This window comes from Corynebacterium diphtheriae, assembly GCF_001457455.1.
Lineage (GTDB): Bacteria > Actinomycetota > Actinomycetes > Mycobacteriales > Mycobacteriaceae > Corynebacterium > Corynebacterium diphtheriae.
Genome location: NZ_LN831026.1, coordinates 151,859 through 175,040 on the forward strand (window position 1 = coordinate 151,859; position 23,182 = coordinate 175,040).

Sequence of the window (23,182 nt, forward strand, 5' to 3'; positions counted from 1 at the left end):
CCGTAAAGCGCGGATGCGCTACGTATAGTTAACCTGAAGTTTATGCTCAAACTTTTCTGATTAGACATCACTAGAAAAGATCGCAATAGTCGTTCTTAAAAAGCTGATCGTCTTTTCCAAGCGCTTCACCTTTGCCTCTAAACGCTCGATCTGCTCCTTGTAATACGCCACATCAAATTCATGCACCTCTTCTGCTTCCAAGGCTCCCTTCTTAAACCAATTCCAAATCGAATTAGGCGAAACGCCAACCTCTTTACTTACGGCAACAGTAGAAGCCCAACGCGAACAATGGTGTTCTTTTTGATGCTTTATCATCATCATCCGAACTGCTGTTTCTTTGAATTCTGGTGAATATGTCCTTACCATTTTAGTTTTCCTTTCTTGAATAAAAACAGCAGACTACCAGCCCCTTGCTTGGGGGCTAAGCATGTTTGTGATGGCTCGGATCGATAAGAAGAGGATTATCCATTTTTCCGGAGAGTTCAAGGGTTTCTCGCCACCACTTCGTAGTATGCAGATTTCCCTCTAGAATTGCGGTGTACTTTCCTACCGGAACACCATCTTTCAACAGCGTGATTTGACTATTAAGGTCGCTGGGGTAGGTGTTAGGGTATCAACCGCTGAAGTACCAGTAGGAAATCTTAAAAAATGTTACCTCTACAACAACGTCATCATCTTCGTAGGAGATGCACATGGAGTTATGCGCCTTGATGTACTTTTTGCACGCCACATTAGATGTGGCAATTGCGCAGGATTGAGCACGTGTGTTTTCTGCCGCCAGTGATCTTGGAACAACAGGGGGCAACAAGAAACGTTAGAACTACCTTTTTCATGGGGTGGCTCCTTCTTTTATCGCGGCCAAAATCCCTACCAGTGCGAGAAGATCATTAAATGTGTGCAGATCTCGTACCGCGGTACGTCCTCGGCTATCGGTCCAAGCAATGTGTCCAGGGTTATGGAATCGTACCGCGGTTGGGGCTTGGCTTATGCGCCGCCTCCAGGCGCTGAGGGGTGCCCCAGTTATATGGTCGCTCCTGTGATATGGCATGATCGATGGCAACATTCCAGCTTGCTAGGCTTAGTGGCAATCTAGAAAGTGACTCCACATTTCCTCGCTGGAGCAACGTGGCATATTCCGAACTAAAACCCAACTGATGCACGTTGCTCAATGGTGATGCATCTGCATCAGACACCAAATAGGTTGTTCCATCAATGATGAAACCAAGAACATACATATCTGATCTGCGCATCACAAAAGATACCCGAGGTGTTGCTGGGCACTGTTGGATCGCCCACGCACTATTGCGGTACTGCGTAGCTGAGCGGAAATTATCGCTGGTGCCCACAGACCCGCGGATTATCGATGTAATACCACTAGGTTGTGCGCTCGCGGGTGGGATGGCAAACCCGAAAAGGGCAAATGCTTTCGCTGCGGCAGTAAGGCAGCACTGGATGTTGTAGTTGTATGTAACCTTCATTCTCATATATCCATATGAATAGTAACCTGCACTTTTGCCAGTAGATATTTTATTGAATATCTACTGGCAAATAGATTCTTTTACGGGGAAAAGTAAAAATGCAAGAGCATGTGACATTTAGTAATGAAGATCACATAAATTTAGAATATTTCGATCCGCGCCCCCAACCCTTCAGCCTGCTTGAGCTGGGCAATCCAACCATCAGCCCCTGGGTGGAAACGAAAAACGGGTCGATTGGAAATCTTGGTAGGGCCAACAGACTCGGAAGCATTACCCCCAGAACGTGCTTCGAAGCGCACGCGGGAGCGATAGCCGGCGTCGATAAGCTCCTCAAGGTTGGGGTGTACCTCCGTGAGGTGCGCGCGGGCGTCGTTAAGCAACGTAAGAGCCTCATCAAGAGCCCCGAGCAACGCCTGAGCGTTCGTCTCACACATAGCCCGCACCAGCGACGGGGCAGAACCCGCCACCCGCGTCGAATCGCGGAAACTACCCGCCGCCAACGAAAGCGCCAACGCGCCCCCATTATCGCCCACAATCGCCAACGCCTCCGCAAACACATGCGGCAAATGCGAAATACGGGCCACCGCCGCATCATGGGCCTCCACACGCGCAGGGATCACCTCCGCACCCACCGTGCCCGCCATATTCACCACATCAGTCCACAAACCCACCCACTGGGCATCCGCCTCCGGGGCAAAATCATACGTAACCACCCACGGGGCACGCACAAACAACTCAGGGTATGAAGCCTCCCAACCACTATTCGCCGTCCCAGCCATCGGATGACCACCCACATAACGCGACTGCAAACCACGGGACTTCACAAGGTCATACACCGCGCCCTTCACACTCACCACATCCGTAAACCCACAACTCGGCGCGTGCTCCTGCAACGCATCCAACAACGACGCAATCGCAGGCATCGGCGTAGCCAACACAATCAACGCATTATCCGCCTCAGCACGCTCGAGAGTCCGGATAAGACTAGAACTCACATCAAACCCCTCCTTTGTTGCGATACGGGCAGCAGAAGGCGAACGATTAAAACCAAACGCCGGAGCACCTTTGTGCCGCAACGCGCGCAGCAGCGAACCCCCGATCAAACCAAGGCCAAGGACACAGACAGGACGAGAAACCTCATTGATAGTCACCTGACAAGTCTTACATACCCGACTACGGTTATGCGGTATGAAGTCTAATTTTGCTGTGACCGTAGCCCGCGTCAACGCCACATGGCAAGTACGCGCCTTCAACGACGATTACTCCTCGCTGAAGCGCTCCATTGACGCCGTACGAACACTCAGAGCCGAAGGCGCAGCATTTGCCATGCTCAGCATAGAAGACGACTACTTCGTGCTCGTCCGCCCCACACCCCAAGGCGTAAAACTCCTCATCTCCGACGCCACCGCCGCCACCGAAGACGACTTCGCCGCCGGCATCCTCGACGAACTCGACGCCGACCAACCCGACCCCGAAGACACCCCCTATGCGGAGGGAGACTTCGACATCCTCGCCGACCTCGGCCTCAGCGAACAAGTCATGAGCATCATCACCGACGAAACCGACTGGTGGGCCTCCGAACAACTCCAACGCATCGCCGAAGAACTCGGATTCGACGACGAACTCGAACAAGCCCTATGACACTGCCCCCGCAGCACAGCGTGGTACGAGCCGAAGCCATGATGCGCGAAGCCATCACCCTCGCACGCACCACACCACCTGCCGACATCCCCGTCGGAGCCATCATCTACGGCCCCGACGGCACCATCCTCGGCCGCGGCACCAACCGCCGCGAAACCGACCACAACCCCCTCGGCCACGCCGAAATCATCGCCATCACCCAAGCCTGTACCCAGCGTGGCGACGGCTGGCGCCTCACCGACTGCACCCTCGCAGTCACCCTCGAACCCTGCACCATGTGCGCCGGCGCCCTCGTCGGCTCCCGAATCGGACACATCATCTTCGGAGCCTACGAACCCAAAACCGGCGCCTGCGGCTCCGCCTTCGACGTAGTCCGCGACCCCGCCGTCCTCCACACCGTGCAAGTCCGCGGCGGCATCCTCGAAACCGAATGCGCCGAACTTATGACAAACTTCTTTGAGGACTTGCGTTCTGATTTGTGAGTGGTTGGTTTGCGTTGCTGCCGCGCTATTCGCTATTCTGGTTCGCGGTAGCGTGTCCGAGCGGCCGAAGGTGTTCGCCTCGAAAGCGAATGTTGGGTAACCCCCAACCGCGGGTTCAAATCCCGCCGCTACCGCCAAGTACAAAGCCCCAGTTCTTGATTGAGCTGGGGTTTTGTTGTTGCTTAGCGGGTGGGCTGGGTTGGGCTACGGGCCAAGTGAGTAGTTCGTGCCAAAACTTTTTGGTCTCCGCGGCGTTTCCGCAGGTCGGAGATATTAGAAACGGTTTAATTTGGCACGAACTACTCATTAGGCCGAGAAATGCTGCCCAGAACCTTCAAAACGAAAGAAACGAAAGTTGAAGGGCGGTAAGAAATATGTCTCTTTCGGAGCGCACCTATTTTCCTCCCGCAGAGGAAGGAGAACTCTCAAAGGTTGAGAGCTTTCTTGCTGTTTACAAAGACCGTCATGGTACAGAGGCTCGGCCTCAGTTTTTCTTGTCTGGTTCAAACGAAGGGGAGCAAATTCCTCTCCCCAAGGAACTCTACGAGATTCTTGTGCGAACCGTTGAAGCTCTCGCTAGCGGAAAAGCAGTGACTATCCACCCCAACGATCCACTGGTCACTACTCAACAAGCGGCTGAGTTGTTAGGGGTATCGCGTCCAACAGTTGTGAAACTCATCGAGGACGGAAAACTAGAGGCCACCAAAGTTACGCGTCATCGCCGAATTAAATTAGAAGATGTGCTCCGGTATCAAGAGCGCCAAACAATTGAGCAGTTCGATTTTCTTGCGAACACTACAAGTGATGCACCAGCCTTGACCGAATCTGAGTATGTTTCAGTAAGAAAAATGCTTGCGAATAGGCGCAGGGAAAGCCGTATCGGCTAATGTTCGCCGCAGTTCTAGATACGTGTGTGCTCTGGCCATCGTTACAGCCTGACATAATCTTGACATTGGCTGCCCACCGCTTTTTCAAACCCCTATGGAGCATCGAAATATTAGAAGAACGATATAAAGCTATCGAAGCTGCTGAGTTGCTGCGCGCAGTGCTCTAATCTGCTCTCTATAAGACGGGTGAGGCGTCTCCTTCCACTTTTTGTGGGGATTCTTTTTAACCTGAAGTGCCAAAATAATGGCTGCCGCAACTAGGATGACCGTCGCGGTCTTGGCCTCATCCTAGAGGCCATGTGAGTAGTTCGTGCCAAAACTTTTTGGCTTCCGCAGCGTTTCCGCAGGTCGGAGATATTAGAAACGGTTTAATTTGGCACGAACTACTCATTCCGCCCGCGGAACCCCGCGGAACCCCGCGCCCCCGCGGAGCCCCCAAAACCAGCAAATCCTAATCAAGGTCTACACTGGAAGACTATTTCTCGTTCCCTTGTGGTTTAAGGAGATCATCGTCGTGGCCGCCTTTTTGTATCGTGTTGGCGCGTGGTCGTTTCGGGCCAAGTGGTTTGTGATTGTCACGTGGCTTATTGTGCTTGCGGCTGTGGGCGGTGCTGCCGCTGCGTTTCAAGCGGGCTTCAATGATCTATTTACGATCAATAACACTCCGGCGAAGACGGCGACGGAGATTTATCTGGAAAACTTCCCTGAGCAGCGCAATCCGTTGAAGAGTACGGGTGTGAATGTGGTGTTTAAGGCACCGGAGGGGCATACGCTGGCTGAGCCGGAGAACAAGGCTGCCGTGGATAGTGTGGTGCAGGCGATCCAAGATAATCTTGAGGGCCTGACTAATACGCAGCGTTTTGGTAATCCTGTGGATTTGAATCCGAAGTTGCAGCAGGGTGTTATCGATTTGATGACGCAGCGTGGTGTGCCGGAGGAAAACGCGCGTGCCGACGCAGCCAACTTGAGCCTGCTTACCCCCGATGAGACGATCGGGTACACCACCTTCGATATTGATGTGCCTATGCCTGCGGACGTGAGCGATGAGCAACGCCAGGCGATCACCGATGCCATGAACTTAGGCCGCGAGAAGGGCCTGACAGTTGAGGCCGGTGGTGCTGGCTTTGGTGATCCGATCGTGATCGAAGAAACTTCAGAGATCATCGGTGTGGCCATCGCGGCGATCATTTTGATCTTCACGTTTGGTTCCTTGGTGGCCGCTGGACTCCCACTGCTGATCGCAGTGATCGGTGTAGGTATTGGTTCGCTGTCGATCACACTGGCTACTGCTTGGGTATCGCTGAATAACGTCACCCCAGTGCTTGCAGTGATGTTGGGCTTGGCGGTGGGTATCGACTACTCACTGTTTATCATGTTCCGATATCGCCGCGAGCTGCTGCACATGGGTAAGGAACAAGCCGCCGGCATGGCGGTGGGCACTGCGGGATCTGCGGTGGTGTTCGCGGGCCTTACGGTGATCATCGCACTGGTTGCTTTGGCGGTGGCTAATATTCCGTTCCTCACTTACATGGGCCTTGCCGCAGCATTTACGGTGTTCATTGCGGTGCTAATTGCGTTGACGATGGTGCCGGCGCTGTTGGGGGCGTTGGAGGATAAGGCCTTTGCGGTGCGGTTGCGCCGGAAGCGGCGGACGTCGCCAGCCCGTACGTTGGGGCGCAAGTGGGTGGAGTTGGTCCACCGCGCGCCGGGTGTGGTGATTGCGGTGAGCGTCGTAACGCTGGGTGCATTGACGCTGCCTGCGCTGCAATTGCACTTGTCGTTACCCTCCGATACGCAGGCGAGTTATAGTTCTACGCAGCGCAAACAGGCTGAGATCATGGCGGAGGGGTTTGGCCCTGGTATTAATTCGCCGTTTTTGGTGGTGGCGGATGCGCATTCGGTGGATGAGAACGCGGAGATTTTGGAGCCGCTGATCCGCGCGCAGAATCCGGCGCCGGGGGAGCGCAAGCAGGCGGCGGCAAATGCGGCGTATCAGTACATTATTCAGAAGTATTCGGTTACTCCGGATGTGAAGCATGTGCAGATCGTGGGATTGTCGGAGGACGGCTTGGCGGCGCAGTTGTTGCTCACGCCGGAGTCGTCGCCAGAAGATGATGTGACCAAGCAGCTTATCGACGCCCTCCTGATCAAACAGGACGAGGTGAACAACGCGACCGGTATTCGTTCCGGTATTACGGGCCTGATCCCTGTGCAGCAGGATGTGACCAACCGTCTGGCGGGCGTGATGCCGCTGTACCTTGGCATTGTGGTGGGCCTTGCGGTGTTGTTGCTGATGATCGTGTTCCGTAGCATCTGGGTGCCGGTGGTCGCCGGCGTGGGCTTCTTGCTCTCTGTGGGCGCGGCGTTCGGCGTGACTGTGCTGTTTTGGCAAGAGGGCCTGTGGGGGCTTGTGGATACTCCCAGCCCGATCATTGCGTTTATGCCGATCTTCCTTATTGGCGTGTGCTTTGGCCTTGCTATGGACTATCAGGTGTTTTTGGTGTCGGCGATGCGGGAGCGTTTCGTGCATGGGCGTATCGACGCCACCAGCCGCTACAACGCCATCGAAGAATCGATCGTGGAGGGCTTCGCCTCAAGCGTCCGTGTGGTCACAGCTGCCGCGCTGATCATGATTGCGGTGTTTGTGGCCTTCATTGGGCAGCCGATTCCGTTTATTAAAATCTTCGGTTTTGCCCTTGGTGCCGGAGTGCTTTTCGACGCTTTCTTCATCCGTATGGCGTTCGTTCCGGCAGCAATGTTCCTTCTTGGACGGCAAACATGGTACATGCCACGTTGGCTGGATAAAGTGCTGCCACGTCTCGATGTGGAGGGTACATCGCTGGAGCTGTGATGTTATCGGTGGGCGCGCCACCCCCCCGCTCACCCCCGAAAAAGACGGCACTTCACACCAAATCTGCTCAAACGGCCGGTTTGGAAGCGATTTGGTGTGAAGTTCGGAGAGAAATCCTTCGAAATACCCCCGTTTGGTGGTGCTTCCGGTTGTAGAGTGCATTGATTGTGCGTCGGAAGATCACAAGAGCTCTGTGGCTATGAAACGGAGCGCAAGCGCCAACTACTGTTTGTTCGCCCAAAGTGTCTGTCCACGGGCAACAAGCTAGAATTTCTCTCTATGACTGACACGACTTTTGAGCTTCGCACTGAGCTGGACGACGCGCCAGGCCGCCACGGCCGTACTGGTGTAATCCATACCCCTCATGGAGACATCAACACGCCGGCGTTCATCCCTGTGGCCACCAAGGCAACGGTGAAAACCCTCACCCCGCAGCAAATTCGTGACACCGGCGCCCAGGCGATCCTCTCCAACGCCTATCACCTTTACCTGCAGCCAGGCCCCGACATTGTCGACGAAGCCGGCGGCGTGTCCTCATTCGAAAACTGGCATGGCCCCACCTACACCGACTCTGGTGGATTCCAGGTGATGAGCCTTGGTGTTGGTTTTAGAAAAGTTCTTGCTATGGATACCGCGGGGCTTGTAGAAGGCGACATCCGCGCACCTAAAAAAGACCGCTACGCGCAGGTCGATGAAGACGGCGTGGACTTCCGCAGCGTTATCGACGGCTCCCGCCACCGCTTCACCCCAGAAGTCAGCATGCAGATCCAGCATCAGCTTGGCGCCGACATCATCTTCGCTTTCGACGAACTGACCACTCTCGTGGATACCCGTCAGTACCAAGAAAGCTCCGTCGAACGCACCCACCGCTGGGCACGCCGCTGCCTCATCGAACACGACCGCCTCACTCGCGAGCGCGAAGGAAAACCACTGCAATCCCTGTGGGGTGTTGTCCAAGGCGCCCAGTACGAGGATCTGCGCAGACAAGCAATTCGTGGCCTGCTTGACTTAGACAAAGAGGCAGAAGATAACGGACGACGCGGCTTCGGTGGCTTCGGCATCGGTGGCGCATTAGAAAAGGAAAACCTAGGAACCATCGTAGGCTGGGTATGCGACGAAATCCCGCAGCATAAACCACGCCACCTACTGGGAATCAGCGAACCAGACGACCTCTTCACCGCCATCGAAGCAGGTGCCGACACCTTCGACTGTGTTGCACCGACGCGCCTCGGCCGCCGCGGCGGCGTGTACACTCTCGACGGGCGCGTGAACCTCACCGCAGCCCGCTTCAAGCGTGACTTCCGCCAAGTAGACGAGGAGTTCGGCGGCCCTATCGCCGAGTACTCCCGCGCCTACATTCACCACCTGTTCAAGGCCAAGGAATTCCTTGGTGGAACATTGTGCACAATGCATAACGTGGCCTTTATGATCCAGCTGGTAGACAACATTCGCAGCGCTATCAACAACGGCGACTTTGAGGCCTACCGCGATGAATTCCTCGGCCGCTACTACGCAAGCAAAGGAGGCCCAGCAGCAGCTGGGCGCTCCGGAGGGATGATCTACGGAGTTTAACGCATAAGCATGGGTACTTTTCAGGGAGCAGGGCGCTATGCGCCAAGTCCAAGCGGGGATCTTCACTTTGGCAACGTGCGCACCGCTGTGTTGGCATGGCTGTTTGCCCGCCACACTGGTCGTCGCTTCCTTATTCGTGTAGAAGACGTGGACACGCAGCGTTCGTCCATGGAATCTGCCGCCCGTCAGCTGGAGGACCTGCATGCGCTGGGTATGGATTGGGACGCCGCCCCCACCTACCAGCACAACAACTTTGACCGCTATGAGCAGGCGTTACGCAGCCTTCCACATTATGAGTGCTACTGCTCCCGCAAGGACATTCAAGAGGCCTCCCGCGCGCCACACACCATCCCGGGCCAGTACCCCGGCACGTGCCGAAATTTAACTGAGGTGCAGCGGGAGGAGCGTCGTCAAGCATTGGCCAAGCAGGGGAGGGTACCAGCACTGCGCTTGCGTGCCGACGTTCCCACGTGGCACGTCCGCGACTACTATGCGGGGGACGTGCTGGGCGACGTGGACGACATGATTCTGCGCCGCGGCGGCCAGCAGCCTGACTGGGCGTACAACCTTGCCGTTGTGGTCGACGATGCCGCCGACGGTATCGACCAAGTGGTTCGCGGCAACGACCTGCTGACTTCTGCGCCGCGTCAGGCCTACCTTGCGCACCTACTCGGCGTGCCGGCTCCGACCTATGTGCATGTGCCGCTGGTGCTCAACGCGGCGGGGCAGCGCCTAGCCAAGCGCGATGGTGCCGTGACCATGCGCGAGATGCCCGACATTCTGCCGCGCGTGGCTGAGTCTTTGGGGCTAAGCGCCCACACTCTGCCTGGCATGCTCGAAGAATTCGATCCCGATAGGCTCTCGCAACAACCGTGGATTTTTGCATTCCATAAGGAGGTATAAGTCTCATATAAGTGTGGAATATGCATACCTACACATACATTAGAGGGGTCTTTTATTTTGTAACCAAGGAGAAAATCCGATGGAAGATTGGGTTCCCACCCTTAGTGCTGGCCCCTTATTGGGGATCGCCGCCGCTGCGATTGCACTCATTTTGGTCCTCGTCATTGTGTTCAAGCTCCACGCTTTCCTCACACTGATCATCGTTTCCGCAGCTACCGGCCTCGCCGCCGGCATCCCACTGGAGGGCATCGTGCCCACCATGACCAAAGGCTTCGGAAGTACACTCGCCTCAGTTGCCCTCCTCGTCGGCCTCGGAGCAATGCTCGGCCGGCTTGTCGAAACCTCCGGCGGTGCAAAAAGCCTCGCCGAAACCCTCGTCGCCCGCTTCGGTGAACAACGCGCCCCCTTCGCCCTCGGCGTAGCCTCCCTGCTGATGGGTTTCCCCATCTTCTTCGACGCCGGCCTGATCGTCATGCTGCCCGTCATCTTCGCCGTGGCACGCCGACTCAACGGCCCCGTCCTGGCCTACGGCATCCCCGCCGCCGGCGCGTTCTCCGTCATGCACATCTACCTGCCACCGCACCCAGGCCCAATCTCAGCTGCAGAATTCTACAGCGCAGACATCGGCCTCGTCATGCTCCTTGGCCTAATCATCGCGATCCCTACCTGGCTGATCTCCGGCCTCTGGCTCGGTAAAACTCTCGGCCGCCGCTATCCACTGCCAGTTCCCGACATCCTAGCCGGTGGCCCCCAGGCAACCGACGTGAAAAACCCCGCCACACCAGGGCTTATCGTCTCCCTCTTGCTGCTTCCTATGTTGCTCATCTTCGGCAACACTGGCATGGGCCTTGCCACCTCCGCAGGCTGGGTAGATAAGAGCTCGAGCCTCGTGCGCGCCCTACAATTCGTGGGCAACACCCCCATTGCCTTGCTGATCTCAACCCTCGTGGCGCTGTACTTCCTCGGCATTCGTCGTGGCCAGCCCAAAGCTGACCTAGAAAAGCTTCTCGACGGTGCCCTCGGACCCATCTGCTCCGTCGTATTGATCACCGGTGCCGGCGGCATGTTCGGTGGCGTACTGCGCACCTCCGGCATCGGTGACGCCCTAGCCGACTCCATGTCCGACCTCGGTGTCCCCGTCGTCCTCGGCTGTTGGCTCGTCGCCGCCATCCTGCGCCTCGCCCAAGGCTCGGCCACCGTGGCACTGACCACCGCCGCAGCACTGATGGCACCCGCCGTCGCCGCCGGCGGCTACAGCGAATTCCAAATCGCACTCATGGTGCTGGCCTCCGCAGCCGGCTCCGTATTCGCAGGCCACGTCAACGACTCTGGCTTCTGGCTCGTCGGCCGCCTCATGGGCATGGACGTTGCCACGACCCTGCGCACCTGGACACTCAACCAGGCGCTCGTCGGAGCCGTGGGCTTTGTATTCGTTCTCGTCCTCTACGGAGTCAGCTTTGTATTCTAACTACGCTCGCTGAGCCACCTAGCTGCGGCATCAGCAATCTGAGCAGGGGAGTCGGTCACATCAAAAACGTGGCCGACTTCGTCATTTTCCAAAGGCTGCAACGTAGCAAACTGCGAATCCAACAACGACGCCGGCATAAAATGCCCCTCGCGATGATTCATACGCTCCAACAACACCTCGCGGGCCCCATGCACATGCACAAACACCACCTCAGGGCATTCCCGACGCAACACATCACGGTAGCTACGCTTCAACGCACTACAACCAATCACACCCCCAGCCGGCTGAGCCGCCAACCATTCGCCCACCTGCGCCAACCACGGCCAGCGGTCGTCGTCGTTAAGCGGAATACCACTCGCCATCTTCTCAATATTGGCCTGCGAATGAAGATCATCACCATCGCGATACTCCACCCCCAACCGCTCGGCCAACAACGTGCCCACCGTCGTCTTACCCGACCCAGACACACCCATCACAACAACCTTCACAGCCGTGCTCACAGCGCAACGACCACCTTTCCAGAAACCTGAGAATCAGCAGCCGTATCAAACGCCTCAACCACATCATCCACAGCAAACTCGTGAGTGATCACCGTATCAAAAATCGGATCACGCAACATCTCCACCGCACGATCCACCTCATCACGGAACCGGAACGTACCCCGCAACTGAACCTCCTTAGCCACCAACGGAGCCACATTCACCCCCACCTCCACATTCGGCAACATACCCACCTGCACCACAACACCACGACGACGCACCACACGAAGCGCATCACTCGTCGCCACCGCAACGCCTGCGCACTCCAACACCACATCAAACGACTCATCACCCAAACGAACCGCACGCGTATTCACACGCGTCAAACCCGCATACGCACGCTCCAGTGGGCCATCCACCACATCCGACAACGTCACCGACGCAGCCCCCTCACGAAGCGCCGCCAACGCAGCCAACTGACCAATCGGACCAGCACCCGACACCAAAACATTCTTGCCAGCCACACCGCCCGCAACATTAATTGCGTGCAATCCAACACTTAATGGCTCCGCCAGCGCGGCACGACGCAACGGCACACCATCCGGCAACACACGAACCTGATCCTTACGCACCAACAAAAACTCCTGCATAGCGCCCTGCGTATGCGGCCACGTCGATGCGCTACCCAAGTACGCGCCACCAGGCCACAAATGCGGATGCTCCTCCAAACCCGCACAACACTGCCCAAACGTCGCCGGATGCACCGTCGCCGCAGTACCATCCGCCAACGTCCCCGACATCTCATGGCCCGGCACCAACGGCTCACGCACCTCAAAAGCACCCACCGCACCATCCTGGTAATAATGCAGATCAGAGCCACAAATACCCACATACGCCACCCGAATCAACACCTCATCCGGACCCACAGCAGGAGTCGGAAGATCCGCAGTAGCCAACAAACCCTTACCCGAAATCACAGCAGCGCGCATGCCTACACCACCGCCGTCATTCCGCCGTCGACAGCCAAATTCTGCCCCGTCACAAACGACGACGCCTCACTCGCCAAGAACAACAACGGCCCCACCAGCTCACGAGGATCACCCCACCGGCCCGCCGGAGTGCGCTTACACACCCACCCCGAAAACTCCTCATCCGCCACCAACGCAGCATTCATATCCGTATCAAAATACCCAGGCGACAACGTATTCACCTGCACATTAAACGGCGACAACTCCGCAGCCAGCCCCTGCGCAAACATCGCCACACCACCCTTAGTTGCACAATACGGAGCAATCGTCGCACGCCCCAACCGCGACTGCACCGACCCCACCATCACAATCTTTCCCCGACCAGCAGCCTTCATTGCCGACGCCACCGGCCGCGTCACATGAAACACCCCCGACAAATTCACACCAACAATGTCATCCCAATCCTGATCCTCAAACACCTCAATCGGATTCCGACGCTGAATCCCCGCATTATTCACCAAAATATCAGGGGCACCAAAGCGCTCAATCACCTCCGACACCGCCGCCTCCGTCGCAGCAGCATCACGAACATCGCACGCCATGAAACCACAAGCGCCCAACTCCGCCGCCGCAGCCTCCGCACGCTGTGCATCCGAACCATGAACCACAACCCTGGCACCAGCCTCAATCAGGCCCTGTGCCAGTACTCGGCCAAGGCCGCGTGTCGAACCCGTGACCAGCGCTAACTTATCCACCACACCAAAATTAGTCATTTCTAAAGTATATGTGTGGTGGGGGAGCGCTGCGGTGTGAGATTTGTTCGGACTTGCCTGCTTGTATCCGCCTCCTCGAACTCACGAATACGAAAACCCAAGGACGGCATTTCGGCGCGAAAATCGCGTCCTGCGGTTTTCGTATTCGTGAGTTCGAGGAGGCGGAAAACATGTGCGAAAATGTGCGCGGAAACCACAGCAACCGAGCAACCGCAGCGCATCCGAACCTCAGAAAACAAAAACAACCGGCGTTCTCAGTAGAGAACACCGGTTGGTGCTTGCGGAGGATGTGGGATTTGAACCCACGAGGGTCGTGAAACCCGCACGCGTTCCAGGCGTGTGACATAGGCCGCTAGTCGAATCCTCCAGCGTATGCACGAGCATGCCGTGTTACTCCGCAAACAATACACACGCTTCCGTGGATCAAGCAAATCCGCAGGAAGATGGGGAGTGGATGGTGGTGGAATTGCTCCGCGGTGGGGGGTTCCGTTAGGCTAGGAGCAGGACTTCGCATGGCGCGTATCCCATGAACTCCCCCAGGGCAGGAATGCAGCAAGGGTCAGTGGGCTCTAGCGGGTGTGCGGAGTCCCCTTTATATTTTTGGGGGTGTCGGGGTGGTTTGGGGGTACTCATTGAGCGGTCCCTTGTCTAAAGTCGTTGGGGTATGAGGTGGGCGTCGTTAAGCGGTGCCCACGGGACCACGGACCGTAAGGATGCTTATGTCTTTGAAGGATTATGATGCCGCTCGTCTCGCGCAGGTGCGTGAGGAAGTCGCCGCGAAGTATGCGGAGTTGAAGGCTAAGAATCTGTCCTTGGATCTCACTCGCGGTAAGCCTTCCGCGGAGCAGCTGGATTTGTCCAATGATTTGCTGTCGTTGCCGGGTGGGGATTTCCGTACGAAAGATGGTGTGGATTGCCGTAACTATGGTGGCCTGCTGGGGATTGCGGATATTCGTGAGCTGTGGGCTGAGGCGTTGGGTTTGCCTGCTGATCTGGTGGTGGCGCAGGATGGTTCCAGCTTGAACATCATGTTTGATCTGATTTCTTGGTCGTACGCGTGGGGTAATAATGATTCGTCACGCCCGTGGTCGGCGGAGGAGAAGGTCAAGTGGTTGTGCCCTGTGCCGGGTTATGATCGTCATTTCACTATCACGGAGCATTTTGGTTTTGAGATGATCAATGTTCCGATGACGGATGAGGGCCCGGATATGGGGGTGGTCCGTGAGTTGGTGAAGGATCCGCAGGTGAAGGGCATGTGGGCGGTGCCGGTGTTTGCTAATCCCACGGGTGTGACGTTCTCTGAGCGGACGTGTCGTGAGCTTGCGGAGATGTCTACCGCGGCCCCTGATTTCCGTATTGTTTGGGATAATGCTTATGCGTTGCACACGCTTAGCGACGAATTTCCAATTGTGCACAATGTTATTGAATTTGCGCAGGCTGCGGGCAATCCGAACCGCTTCTGGTTCATGAGCTCTACCTCCAAGATTACCCACGCTGGTTCCGGTGTGTCCTTCTTTGCTTCCTCCAAGGAGAACATTGAGTGGTATGCCAGCCACGCTAATGTGCGCGGTATCGGCCCGAACAAGCTCAACCAGCTGGCGCATGCTCAGTTCTTTGGTGATGTGGCGGGTCTTAAGGCGCACATGCTCAAGCATGCTGCGTCGTTGGCTCCGAAGTTTGAGCGTGTGCTCGAGATTCTCGACTCGCGTCTCAGTGAGTACGGTGTGGCTAAGTGGACGAGCCCTACTGGCGGCTACTTCATTTCTGTGGACGTGGTTCCTGGTACGGCGTCGCGCGTGGTGGAGCTGGCCAAGGAGGCTGGTATTGCGTTGACTGGTGCTGGTTCTTCCTTCCCACTGCACAATGACCCTAATAATGAGAACATCCGCTTGGCGCCGTCGTTGCCACCTGTGACAGAGCTTGAGGTGGCTATGGATGGTTTTGCTACCTGTGTTCTCATGGCAGCCCTTGAGGTGTAGTGCATGAATTTTGACGAGACGGCCGTGTGGCTCGATGGCGTATTCCCTGGTGAGCTCACGATTCATTCTGCACCCGCGGAGAGTTTTCGAGTAGGCACGGTTGATCTCGGCGACGATATGCTCGCCACCACTCTCGACTTTGCGCGCGTGGACACCGGCTTGGAGACGGGTGGCCGCGACGTGCGCAGTGAGATATTCACGGTTGCACACGCGGGGGTGGGCACTGACAAGTTCGTGGAGTTGTTGCGTGCGCTTGGCACCTTGCTTTACGACGCCTCCGGCTCGCTGCCCGCACAACCTGGCCAGTTAGTCCCTGCCGTGGGGATCGAACCCTTCGATGACACCGACATCACCGTGCGGCATGGTCTTTTTGTGGTTCCTTATGTGTGGGGTGGGGAAGTGCCCCAATGTGATGAACCGGATCGGCTGACGGTGATGCTCCAGCTGGTGATGCTCACCCAAGAAGAATTCGATTACGCGGTCACCTATGGCATTCCGGAACTCCAGTCGGAGATTGCGCGAGCGGGAATCGATCTACTGGATTGGAGTCGGTAGGCTAGGGCACGTGGCTTTATATCGGAAGTATCGACCAGCGTCGTTCGCAGAGGTCGTGGGGCAAGAACAGGTAACTCAACCACTATCGGTGGCATTGGACAGTGGCCGAATCAACCACGCCTACCTTTTCTCGGGTCCACGTGGCTGCGGAAAGACGTCGTCGGCACGCATTATGGCGCGCTCCCTGAACTGCGTCGAAGGCCCCACCTCCACTCCTTGTGGCAAATGCAACTCGTGTATTTCGCTTGCCCCCAACGGGCCCGGCAACCTCGACGTTACCGAGCTCGACGCCGCAAGTAACCGCAGCGTAGATGACATGCGCGAGCTCCGTGACCGCGCCATGTATGCCCCCGCCGAATCGCGCTACCGCATTTTCATCATCGACGAGGCGCACATGATTACTCGCGACGGCGCCAACGCCCTACTCAAAATCGTCGAAGAGCCACCGGCGCACCTCATCTTTATCTTTGCCACCACCGAGCCGGAGAAAATCCTTCCCACAATCCGCTCGCGTACCCACCACTATCCCTTCCGCCTGCTGACCCCGCAATCCATGCGTGGCCTGCTGGAACGCACCGTAGCTAGCGAACACGTCGCCGTGGAAGACTCCGTCTACCCACTCGTGATCCGCGCCGGCGGCGGCTCCCCGCGCGACACCCTCTCCATACTCGACCAGCTCATCGCCGGCGCAGGCCCCGACGGCCTCGACTACAACCTCGCCCGCATGCTGCTCGGCGCCACCGATGACACCCTCATCGACACCACCATCGACGCCCTCGCCGGCAACGACAACGCCGCCCTGTTCCAAGTCGTCGACGATGCCATCGAAGCCGGCCTCGACCCCCGCCGCTTCGCCACCGACCTTCTCGACCGCTTCCGCGACCTCATGGTCCTCCAATCGGTCCCCGACGCCCTGACCCTCGGGCTTGTCGACGCCCCCACCGACCGCGGCGACATCCTCCGCGACCAAGCCACACACCTATCGGCAGGCGAAGCCGCCCGACTAGCGGCACTGGTCAATGATGGCCTCCGCGGACTTAAAGGAGCAACCTCGCCACGCCTGCTCCTCGAAATCCTCTGCGCAAAAATGCTCCTGCCCAGCGCACCACCCGCCGCAACTGCCACTGCATCTGCTGCCACTACACCTGCTGCTGCGCCGGGGCCAGCGCCCACTGAGATCCCTGCGAAATACGAGCGCCGTTCCGTCCGCTTGGCTAGGGAAGCAGCCGCACGCAAGAACGCCGAAGCACCTGCACCCGAGCCTGCTCCTGCTCCGGAACCGAAACCCGAGCCTCGTGATGGGTTTGCCACTATTCAAGAGAAGTGGGCAACGATCAGCGATGTGATCTTCAAAGCCAACTCCGTGGCAGGCATTTTGCTTAGCCAAGCCACCTTGCTGGGCTTGCGTGACGATTCCACCCTTGTGATCGGCCATAACACCGGTGCACTGGCGCATCGGATCAACGACCCACAGCATGCAGGTTCCATCGTTACTGCAATTAAGCAGGAAATTGACCTCGATGTGACCATTGAGTGCGTAGTAGGTACGGACCCCAAAGCTGCTGGTTTTAGTGAACCAGAAAACAAAAAGGTGTGGAACCCGGAGCCTAAGCCGGAGCCCAAGCCCGAGCCCAAGCCTGAACCGAAACCGGAACCTGCCCCTGCCAGCGATAATGTCTGGGGTGCGCCTGCGCCGCTCGGTGGTGGACAACCAGCTACGCCTCCGCCACCGCCGGTAGAGCGCTTTAGTCCTGCCAAGGTGACCGCACCACAACCTCCAGCTGCGCCGCAACCTGCGCAAGAAGCTCCGAAACCCCGCTGGCAGCAGGCCGCTGAACGTGGCATGCGCAAGATGGAGGAGCGCGCCAAGCGACCGTCGTTCTCCGATGGGGTGCCGCTGCCGCCCGAGCCAGAAGAGCCGGATGTGCCGCCGGACCCCTACGGCTACCCCGCAGATGAGGGGATGCCGGAACCTCAGACCCCTCAGGCTACGTCTAACTATGTAGTGGACCATGATGAGGAAGAGGAGATGGTTAGGGAAGCGGCACAGGGCGCGGGTAATCGTGACCATCGCGATGCTATGACCGTTGCCGTGGACATTCTCTCCGAAGAGTTAGGTGCTCGACAGCTTTAGGTACACTATTCGAATGACCGCCGTCGCACAGCAGGTGTGGCGGATACTAAAAAATGCGAAAGGCAGTTGAATGACTCAGCCGGATATGTCCCAGATCCTTGCACAGGCACAGCAGATGCAGGCTAAGCTGCAGGAAGCTCAGCGTGAGATCCTTGCTACCACCGTGACCGGCACCGCTGGCAATGGTCTTGTGAGCATTGACATGCAGGGTAACGGCATGGTTTCTTCCGTCACCATCGACCCTAAGGTTGTTGACGCTGACGATGTAGAAACCCTCCAGGACCTGCTTGTTGGTGCATTCGCAGAGGCTCATGAGAAGCTCGGCACCCTTGCAGAGCAGAAGATGGGCCCATTGTCTCAGGGCTTCGACGGCCTTGGTGGGATGTTCTAAGAGTTGTTCGAAGGACCTCTCCAAGACCTGATCGACGAGTTTTCTCGGCTCCCTGGTGTGGGGCCGAAGTCGGCTCAGCGCATTGCTTTCCACCTGCTCCATGTGGAACCAGCAGACATTACGCGTCTGCAAGATGCGCTGGGTGCTATTCGTGACGGTGTTACTTTCTGCCGCATTTGCTGCAATATCTCTCGCGAAGAGGTCTGCCGCATTTGTGCGGACTCTTCACGCGACCGCAGCACCATCTGTGTGGTGGAAGAACCCAAAGACATTCAGGTTATTGAACGAACCGGCGAGTACACAGGTCGCTACCATGTGCTCGGCGGCTCGCTTGACCCCCTTGCCAACATTGGCCCCCGTGAGCTCAACATTTCGCAATTGTTGCAGCGTATCGGCGGCGTGTTGCCAGACCGCGAACTTGCGGACTCCACCCCCGAGACACCGCTTTACGACGCCTCCCCAGAAGTGCGCGAGGTTATCCTCGCCACCGACCCCAACACCGAAGGCGAAGCCACAGCCTCCTACCTAGCGCGGCTGCTGCGCGACTTCCCAGACCTTGTGGTGTCACGCCTTGCCTCTGGCATGCCACTCGGCGGCGACCTGGAGTTCGTTGACGAACTTACACTGTCGCGCGCCTTGAGCGGCAGGCTGACGCTGTAGGAAACCTACGCTAGGCGCTCCTTGCGCAGCTGGTCGACGACCGGCAGATCTAAGGGGGCAAGATCAGCAAGGGCAACGCCCATCGCTTTGGCCAGCAGCAGGTCCGCAAGCTGCGGGTTGCGGGCCAAAGCTGGGCCATGCATATAGGTGCACACCACATTGCCCTGCACAGCGCCTTCATAAGACACCTGCTCATCAGATACAGAGGCGGTAGTAATACCGTGCAGATCAGTGTTGCCCACACCTCGAGTTACAGCACCCAGCGGCTGGGCATCAGGGCCTAAGATGGTGGCACCCATGTGGTTTTCAAAACCAGTCAGCGGTTCGGTGAGCTCTGCAGTAAAGCCCACTGCGGTAGGAGTGGACTGAAGTTCCCCGATGGTGCGTTTGGCTAGGGACGCAGTGGTGGCGTCGATAAGCCCTACGCCCTCGACGATCTTCCCGGAGGCGCGGAAGGAACGCCCCAACACCTGTAGACCTGCGCAAATGCCCAAAATTGGGCGGCCGAGATCAGCGGCATGGCGCAGACCCCGGTCATTGTTGAGGTGTTCTGCTGCCAAGATCTGGGCGGTGTCTTCGCCGCCGCCGAGGCAGTACAGGTCGAGACCCTCGGGAACGGCTTCGCCGAGGCGAACCGTGTGGATCTCCGCGGAGATACCACGCAGGCGGGCGCGCTGGCGCAGGACGAGGGCGTTGCCGTCGTCACCGTAGGTGCCCAACACGTCCGGCAGGATTAAACCGATGGTTAATTCGCTCATGTTAAGCCTCCTTGGTTGCGGCGGTGATGGCGCGCTTGAGATCGCGGAATGCGGTGTAGTTGGCTAGGACTTCGACGCGCCCCGCCGGGCAGGCCTTGATGGCGGCGAGGGGGTCGCGCACGAGCTCGTGGTCCACGGAGGCGTAAGTCAGGCGCACGGAGAGGTCCGTACCGCGCTCGCCGGCAGCCTTGACGGAAAGCTCTTCGAGCTCCTCGAATTTGACGTCCCAAAGCCAGGAGAGGTCCTCGCCATCAGCGACTTGGCCGTTCACGGCGATCACAAGGCCCTCGGCGGTGCGATCCACCATGGAGAGCGCTTCTTGCCAGCCGGCTGGGTTCTTGGCCAACAGCAGGTGAATTTGGTGCTCGCCAAGGGTGATGGTGGAGTAGCGGCCCGCCACATCGTCCACCGTTTCGACGGCACGCACAGCATCATCCAGCGGCACATTGAAGCAGGTCACGGCCGCAGCGATGGCTTGGGTAGCGTTGCCACGGTTGGCGTTGCCCGGCAGTGCTAGGGATAGCGGGACGGGTTCGGCATGCCCTGGGGTGAGAATGCCGTCAGGGGTGATGGTCCACGCGGGGGTGGGGCGTTGGAAGGTTTCGCCGTTCGGGAGTGGCTTGGTGGCGTACCAGTGGTCGTCTTGGCGGACGATGTGGCTGCCGGTGCGTGGGCAGGACACGGAGTCGCCGGTCCACCCGGCACCAGCTGATACCCAGACTACGTTGGGGGCGTCGTAAGCAACGGAGGTGACTAGCACGTCGTCGCAGTTGGCGATCACGGTCATGTCGGGGTGTGCGGTTACGCAGTCGCGCAGGGCACGTTCGATCTTGTTGATCTCTCCAACGCGGTCAAGCTGGTCGCGGGTGAGGTTGAGCAGGATCAGGCACTGCGGGTGGAGGCGGTCGGCTGCCGAGGGAACATGCAGCTCATCGACCTCAAGAACCACGTGGCTTGCCGATTGCCCCGCCATCAGAGCGGAGATAATGCCGGCGTCCATGTTGTCGCCACCTTCGTTGGTGGCCACGGTGTGCTGGGCGCTGACGGCGCTGGCCAGCATGCGCGTGGTGGTGGACTTGCCATTCGTGCCTGTTACGAGCGCGGTCGGACGCGTTTTAGCCAACGACTGCATGATATTCGGGTCGATTTTTTCTGCAATCAGACCACCAATCATGCCGCCGGAGCCACGGCCGGTCGCCCGCGAAGCCGTAGTGGCCACAGCGGCCGCGCCGATTGCAAGGCGAGTGCGCAAATTAAAACTCATGGCGACTAAGTCTAGTCCACTTAGGCCTCTGCTGGCTTGCCCGGCTTGACGTGTTCAACCGCGCGCAGAAATTCTTCGTCCGTCATCAGCGGAATCCCTTTGCGATCGCCGTGCATTGCCTTGCCGGTAAGATCTTCACGTTTATTGCACACAATCAAACTGGAGGCGCGGGTAATTTTCTCATTGTAGGCCAGCTCTGTGCGCACGATCGCCTGAATGATCCGGTCGGGATCCATGGTGATCTCAGGTGCCACCACAACTTCCATGCCCTGCACCAGCCCGCGCTCCTTGGTGTAGACGCCAGGGTTTTCCCACACGCGCGGCACCTCCATGGCATCCACGCGGACGTTGGATCGTTGCAGACCAAAGCGGTCCGCGCGCAGGTCCGCCGGGCTTGTCGACGCCACAACCCCCTGGGCGTGTTCCACAAAGAACATCCGCGCCACCAACAGTGTGTCTTCCCGTGTGAGCTGTGTGGTGTCCGCCTGCGCGCGCGCCACACTCGCACGAGCATCAGGTGCTTCTAGGCCCAGTTGCGTTGCGACGTTCCTAATGCGGATGTCTGCAAACGTTAATCCTAGGCGGCGTGCAGTAGCGAGCGTATCCACAATCGTGAGTGGCTTGGGAATATGCCCCACCCGCTGCCTGCGCCGATTGCGTTGCCGACTGCGACTGCGGTTAGCGCGGGCAGCATTGCTCATTGCGCGTTTCGACTCAGAAACAATGAACCCCCACACCAGCTCTGCATTGTGTACCAGCAAGGTGCGGCCATCGATAAGCCTGTCAAGAGCCTTAAGAATCTGCGAATAGCGCTTACCCTCTTTAATCTGCTCAGGCGAAAGGCCGTGCAGGTGGAAGGGGCCAGGGTTTGATTCTGGGTTGAGCACTGCGAAGAAGTGGTCGACTTCCTCGCCCTGCTCTGTGAAAGTAACGGCATCAATGGTAACGAGGCGGCTCGTCGATGGGTGAATACCGGAAGCCTGTACCGATAATGCCACATAAGGAGCCTTTTCGATCTCTGCTTTTCGAGCCGCTGCCTGCTCGGCGGCGCGCTGTGCCCGCGCCTTATCGCGCTCTTCTTGGTCCTTATTAGTCATGGGTAATAGTCTAGCTGGCGGTCTTGTGGGCATGGAAACATTCAAATCCTAGAGGTTAAATCCTTGGTCGCGGGCGATCGCGAAGGTGTGATTGCGTTTATCGGAGTCGTCTCCTGTAGCAGGATTTTTTGCGAGCACCTGACGGGTGAAACTATCTACGCGCCGGTTGGCATCCCGAAGATCGTAGTAGGTGGTCATCTCTTGGTCGTAGTCACTAAGCGCTTCCAGCCACGAGTCGGGCGCATGGTAACCATTTTCCATTGTGCGCAATGGGGTGGCCATACGTGGTTTAAGCTGCGGCTTTTGATTAGGCCAGCCCAGTGTCATGCCCACAACTGGGAAAGTGAGCTCAGGTAGTTGCAGCAGTTTGATCACAGCCGCAGCATCGTTATGGACGTTGCCGAGGAAGTTCACGCCTAAGCCCATCGATTCCGCAGCGATGCACACGTTTTGTGCCGTGAGGCAGGCATCGGTGAACCCCTGGACAAAGTTGCGGGCTGTCGCAGCACCGGCAGGGTCCGCGCCTAGCTCTTGGAGGATACCTGCGTTGCGATGGCAATCGACAATAAACAGCAGGTAGATGGGGGCACGGCCAACATATTCCTGGGCGCCGATTTCGGCTAAGCGTACCCGCAACTGGGGGTCAGTTACACGGATAATGCTGGTGCTTTGCATTCCCAACGAGGTGGCAGTCCGCCCCGCCACCGCAAACAGCTGCTCCATGATCTCCTCCGATACTTGCTCGGTGGTGAACTCACGGATAGTGCGGTGGTTAAGCTGGGTGCGAATCGTCTCGTTCATACTTGCCTTCATGCCTGCTTTAGTGCCTGCTTTCATGTCCG

Annotated in this window: 24 protein-coding genes, 2 tRNA genes and 1 other RNA gene; 15 read left to right on the top strand and 12 right to left on the bottom strand. The window is 57.8% G+C overall.

The genetic code is table 11. From position 1 onward, the window contains the following. Positions 1–60: 60 nt before the first annotated feature. The 4 genes from AT687_RS00785 to AT687_RS00800 all read right to left on the bottom strand — a co-directional run bounded on the left by AT687_RS00785 (position 61) and on the right by AT687_RS00800 (position 2,629). The gene (locus AT687_RS00785) at positions 61–366 is read right to left on the bottom strand and encodes a transposase (RefSeq protein WP_014318513.1); all 306 of its coding nucleotides are present in this window, start codon (positions 364–366) and stop codon (positions 61–63) included. A gap of 247 nt (positions 367–613) precedes the next feature. After that, positions 614–808: a hypothetical protein gene (locus tag AT687_RS13370; protein ID WP_014309867.1), complete on the bottom strand. Its 195-nt coding sequence runs from the start codon at positions 806–808 to the stop codon at positions 614–616. Between the two features lie 145 nt (positions 809–953). Further along, the gene (locus AT687_RS00795) at positions 954–1,484 is read right to left on the bottom strand and encodes a ribosome-inactivating family protein (protein WP_014318515.1); all 531 of its coding nucleotides are present in this window, start codon (positions 1,482–1,484) and stop codon (positions 954–956) included. A 134-nt stretch (positions 1,485–1,618) separates the two neighbouring features. After that, positions 1,619–2,629 (bottom strand): prephenate dehydrogenase, encoded by a 1,011-nt coding sequence (locus AT687_RS00800; protein WP_014318516.1) that lies wholly within the window; start codon positions 2,627–2,629, stop codon positions 1,619–1,621. Positions 2,630–2,666: 37 nt separating this feature from the next. Here AT687_RS00800 and AT687_RS00805 point away from each other — a divergent pair, with 37 nt between their 5' ends. From AT687_RS00805 to AT687_RS00840, 9 genes are all read left to right on the top strand, one after another. After that, positions 2,667–3,119, top strand: coding sequence for a tRNA adenosine deaminase-associated protein (locus AT687_RS00805; RefSeq protein WP_021334777.1), 453 nt, complete (start codon positions 2,667–2,669; stop codon positions 3,117–3,119). Next, on the top strand, positions 3,116–3,601 hold the full coding sequence (locus tag AT687_RS00810; protein WP_014318517.1) for a nucleoside deaminase: 486 nt from the start codon (positions 3,116–3,118) through the stop codon (positions 3,599–3,601). The genes AT687_RS00805 and AT687_RS00810 overlap by 4 nt, the downstream gene beginning before the upstream one ends. 46 nt (positions 3,602–3,647) lie before the next feature. Further along, a tRNA-Ser gene (locus tag AT687_RS00815) sits at positions 3,648–3,738 on the top strand. A 237-nt stretch (positions 3,739–3,975) separates the two neighbouring features. After that, complete coding sequence (locus tag AT687_RS00820; RefSeq protein ID WP_014318518.1) at positions 3,976–4,488, top strand: helix-turn-helix domain-containing protein; 513 nt, start codon at positions 3,976–3,978, stop codon at positions 4,486–4,488. After that, positions 4,488–4,655 carry a hypothetical protein gene (locus AT687_RS12545; protein ID WP_014318519.1) on the top strand — a complete coding sequence of 56 codons (168 nt, stop codon included), beginning with the start codon at positions 4,488–4,490 and terminating at the stop codon, positions 4,653–4,655. Before AT687_RS00820 ends, AT687_RS12545 begins: the two co-directional genes overlap by 1 nt. Positions 4,656–5,002: 347 nt before the next feature. Continuing rightward, positions 5,003–7,339, top strand: coding sequence for an MMPL family transporter (locus tag AT687_RS00825; RefSeq protein WP_014318520.1), 2,337 nt, complete (start codon positions 5,003–5,005; stop codon positions 7,337–7,339). Positions 7,340–7,618: 279 nt separating this feature from the next. Continuing rightward, positions 7,619–8,911, top strand: coding sequence for a tRNA guanosine(34) transglycosylase Tgt (tgt, locus tag AT687_RS00830; RefSeq protein ID WP_014318521.1), 1,293 nt, complete (start codon positions 7,619–7,621; stop codon positions 8,909–8,911). 9 nt (positions 8,912–8,920) lie between these two features. Next, the gene (gene gluQRS, locus AT687_RS00835) at positions 8,921–9,814 is read left to right on the top strand and encodes a tRNA glutamyl-Q(34) synthetase GluQRS (protein ID WP_014318522.1); all 894 of its coding nucleotides are present in this window, start codon (positions 8,921–8,923) and stop codon (positions 9,812–9,814) included. Positions 9,815–9,893: 79 nt separating this feature from the next. Continuing rightward, positions 9,894–11,282: a GntP family permease gene (locus AT687_RS00840; protein WP_014318523.1), complete on the top strand. Its 1,389-nt coding sequence runs from the start codon at positions 9,894–9,896 to the stop codon at positions 11,280–11,282. On the opposite strand, the gene AT687_RS00845 is transcribed toward AT687_RS00840, so the two are convergent. From AT687_RS00845 to AT687_RS00860, 4 genes are all read right to left on the bottom strand, one after another. Beyond that, complete coding sequence (locus AT687_RS00845; RefSeq protein ID WP_014316235.1) at positions 11,279–11,782, bottom strand: gluconokinase; 504 nt, start codon at positions 11,780–11,782, stop codon at positions 11,279–11,281. The genes AT687_RS00840 and AT687_RS00845 overlap by 4 nt on opposite strands. Further along, positions 11,779–12,750 (bottom strand): alcohol dehydrogenase catalytic domain-containing protein, encoded by a 972-nt coding sequence (locus AT687_RS00850; protein WP_014318524.1) that lies wholly within the window; start codon positions 12,748–12,750, stop codon positions 11,779–11,781. Before AT687_RS00850 ends, AT687_RS00845 begins: the two co-directional genes overlap by 4 nt. A 2-nt stretch (positions 12,751–12,752) precedes the next feature. After that, on the bottom strand, positions 12,753–13,502 hold the full coding sequence (locus AT687_RS00855; RefSeq protein WP_003850328.1) for an SDR family oxidoreductase: 750 nt from the start codon (positions 13,500–13,502) through the stop codon (positions 12,753–12,755). Positions 13,503–13,783: 281 nt separating this feature from the next. After that, positions 13,784–13,869 (bottom strand) — tRNA-Ser (locus AT687_RS00860). A gap of 132 nt (positions 13,870–14,001) precedes the next feature. Here AT687_RS00860 and ffs point away from each other — a divergent pair. The 6 genes from ffs (at position 14,002) to recR (ending at position 19,221) form a co-directional block, all read left to right on the top strand. Continuing rightward, positions 14,002–14,098, top strand: an RNA gene (ffs, locus tag AT687_RS00865) — signal recognition particle sRNA small type. 123 nt (positions 14,099–14,221) lie between these two features. Then, on the top strand, positions 14,222–15,481 hold the full coding sequence (locus AT687_RS00870) for an aspartate aminotransferase type Ic (protein ID WP_014318526.1): 1,260 nt from the start codon (positions 14,222–14,224) through the stop codon (positions 15,479–15,481). Positions 15,482–15,484: 3 nt separating this feature from the next. Next, positions 15,485–16,036, top strand: a complete 552-nt coding sequence (locus tag AT687_RS00875; protein ID WP_014318527.1) for a suppressor of fused domain protein — start codon at positions 15,485–15,487, stop codon at positions 16,034–16,036. A gap of 10 nt (positions 16,037–16,046) precedes the next feature. Then, a complete protein-coding gene (locus tag AT687_RS00880; RefSeq protein WP_041740413.1) occupies positions 16,047–18,170 on the top strand; it encodes a DNA polymerase III subunit gamma and tau in 2,124 nt (707 codons plus the stop codon). Positions 18,171–18,240: 70 nt separating this feature from the next. Beyond that, complete coding sequence (locus tag AT687_RS00885) at positions 18,241–18,561, top strand: YbaB/EbfC family nucleoid-associated protein (RefSeq protein ID WP_003850338.1); 321 nt, start codon at positions 18,241–18,243, stop codon at positions 18,559–18,561. Positions 18,562–18,564: 3 nt separating this feature from the next. Next, a complete protein-coding gene (gene recR / locus AT687_RS00890; RefSeq protein WP_010934156.1) occupies positions 18,565–19,221 on the top strand; it encodes a recombination mediator RecR in 657 nt (218 codons plus the stop codon). Positions 19,222–19,226: 5 nt separating this feature from the next. Here the strand turns inward: recR and AT687_RS00895 are convergent, their stop codons facing one another. From AT687_RS00895 to AT687_RS00910, 4 genes are read right to left on the bottom strand one after another with little or no spacing between them, the layout of a single operon-like run. Then, positions 19,227–19,979: a type 1 glutamine amidotransferase gene (locus tag AT687_RS00895; RefSeq protein ID WP_014318529.1), complete on the bottom strand. Its 753-nt coding sequence runs from the start codon at positions 19,977–19,979 to the stop codon at positions 19,227–19,229. 1 nt (position 19,980) lies between these two features. Next, positions 19,981–21,243 carry a Mur ligase family protein gene (locus AT687_RS00900; RefSeq protein WP_014318530.1) on the bottom strand — a complete coding sequence of 421 codons (1,263 nt, stop codon included), beginning with the start codon at positions 21,241–21,243 and terminating at the stop codon, positions 19,981–19,983. 20 nt (positions 21,244–21,263) lie between these two features. Next, positions 21,264–22,385, bottom strand: coding sequence for a DNA polymerase III subunit epsilon (locus AT687_RS00905; protein WP_041740415.1), 1,122 nt, complete (start codon positions 22,383–22,385; stop codon positions 21,264–21,266). 3 nt (positions 22,386–22,388) lie between these two features. Continuing rightward, a complete protein-coding gene (locus AT687_RS00910; RefSeq protein WP_014318532.1) occupies positions 22,389–23,177 on the bottom strand; it encodes an NADPH-dependent oxidoreductase in 789 nt (262 codons plus the stop codon). Positions 23,178–23,182 lie beyond the last annotated feature (5 nt).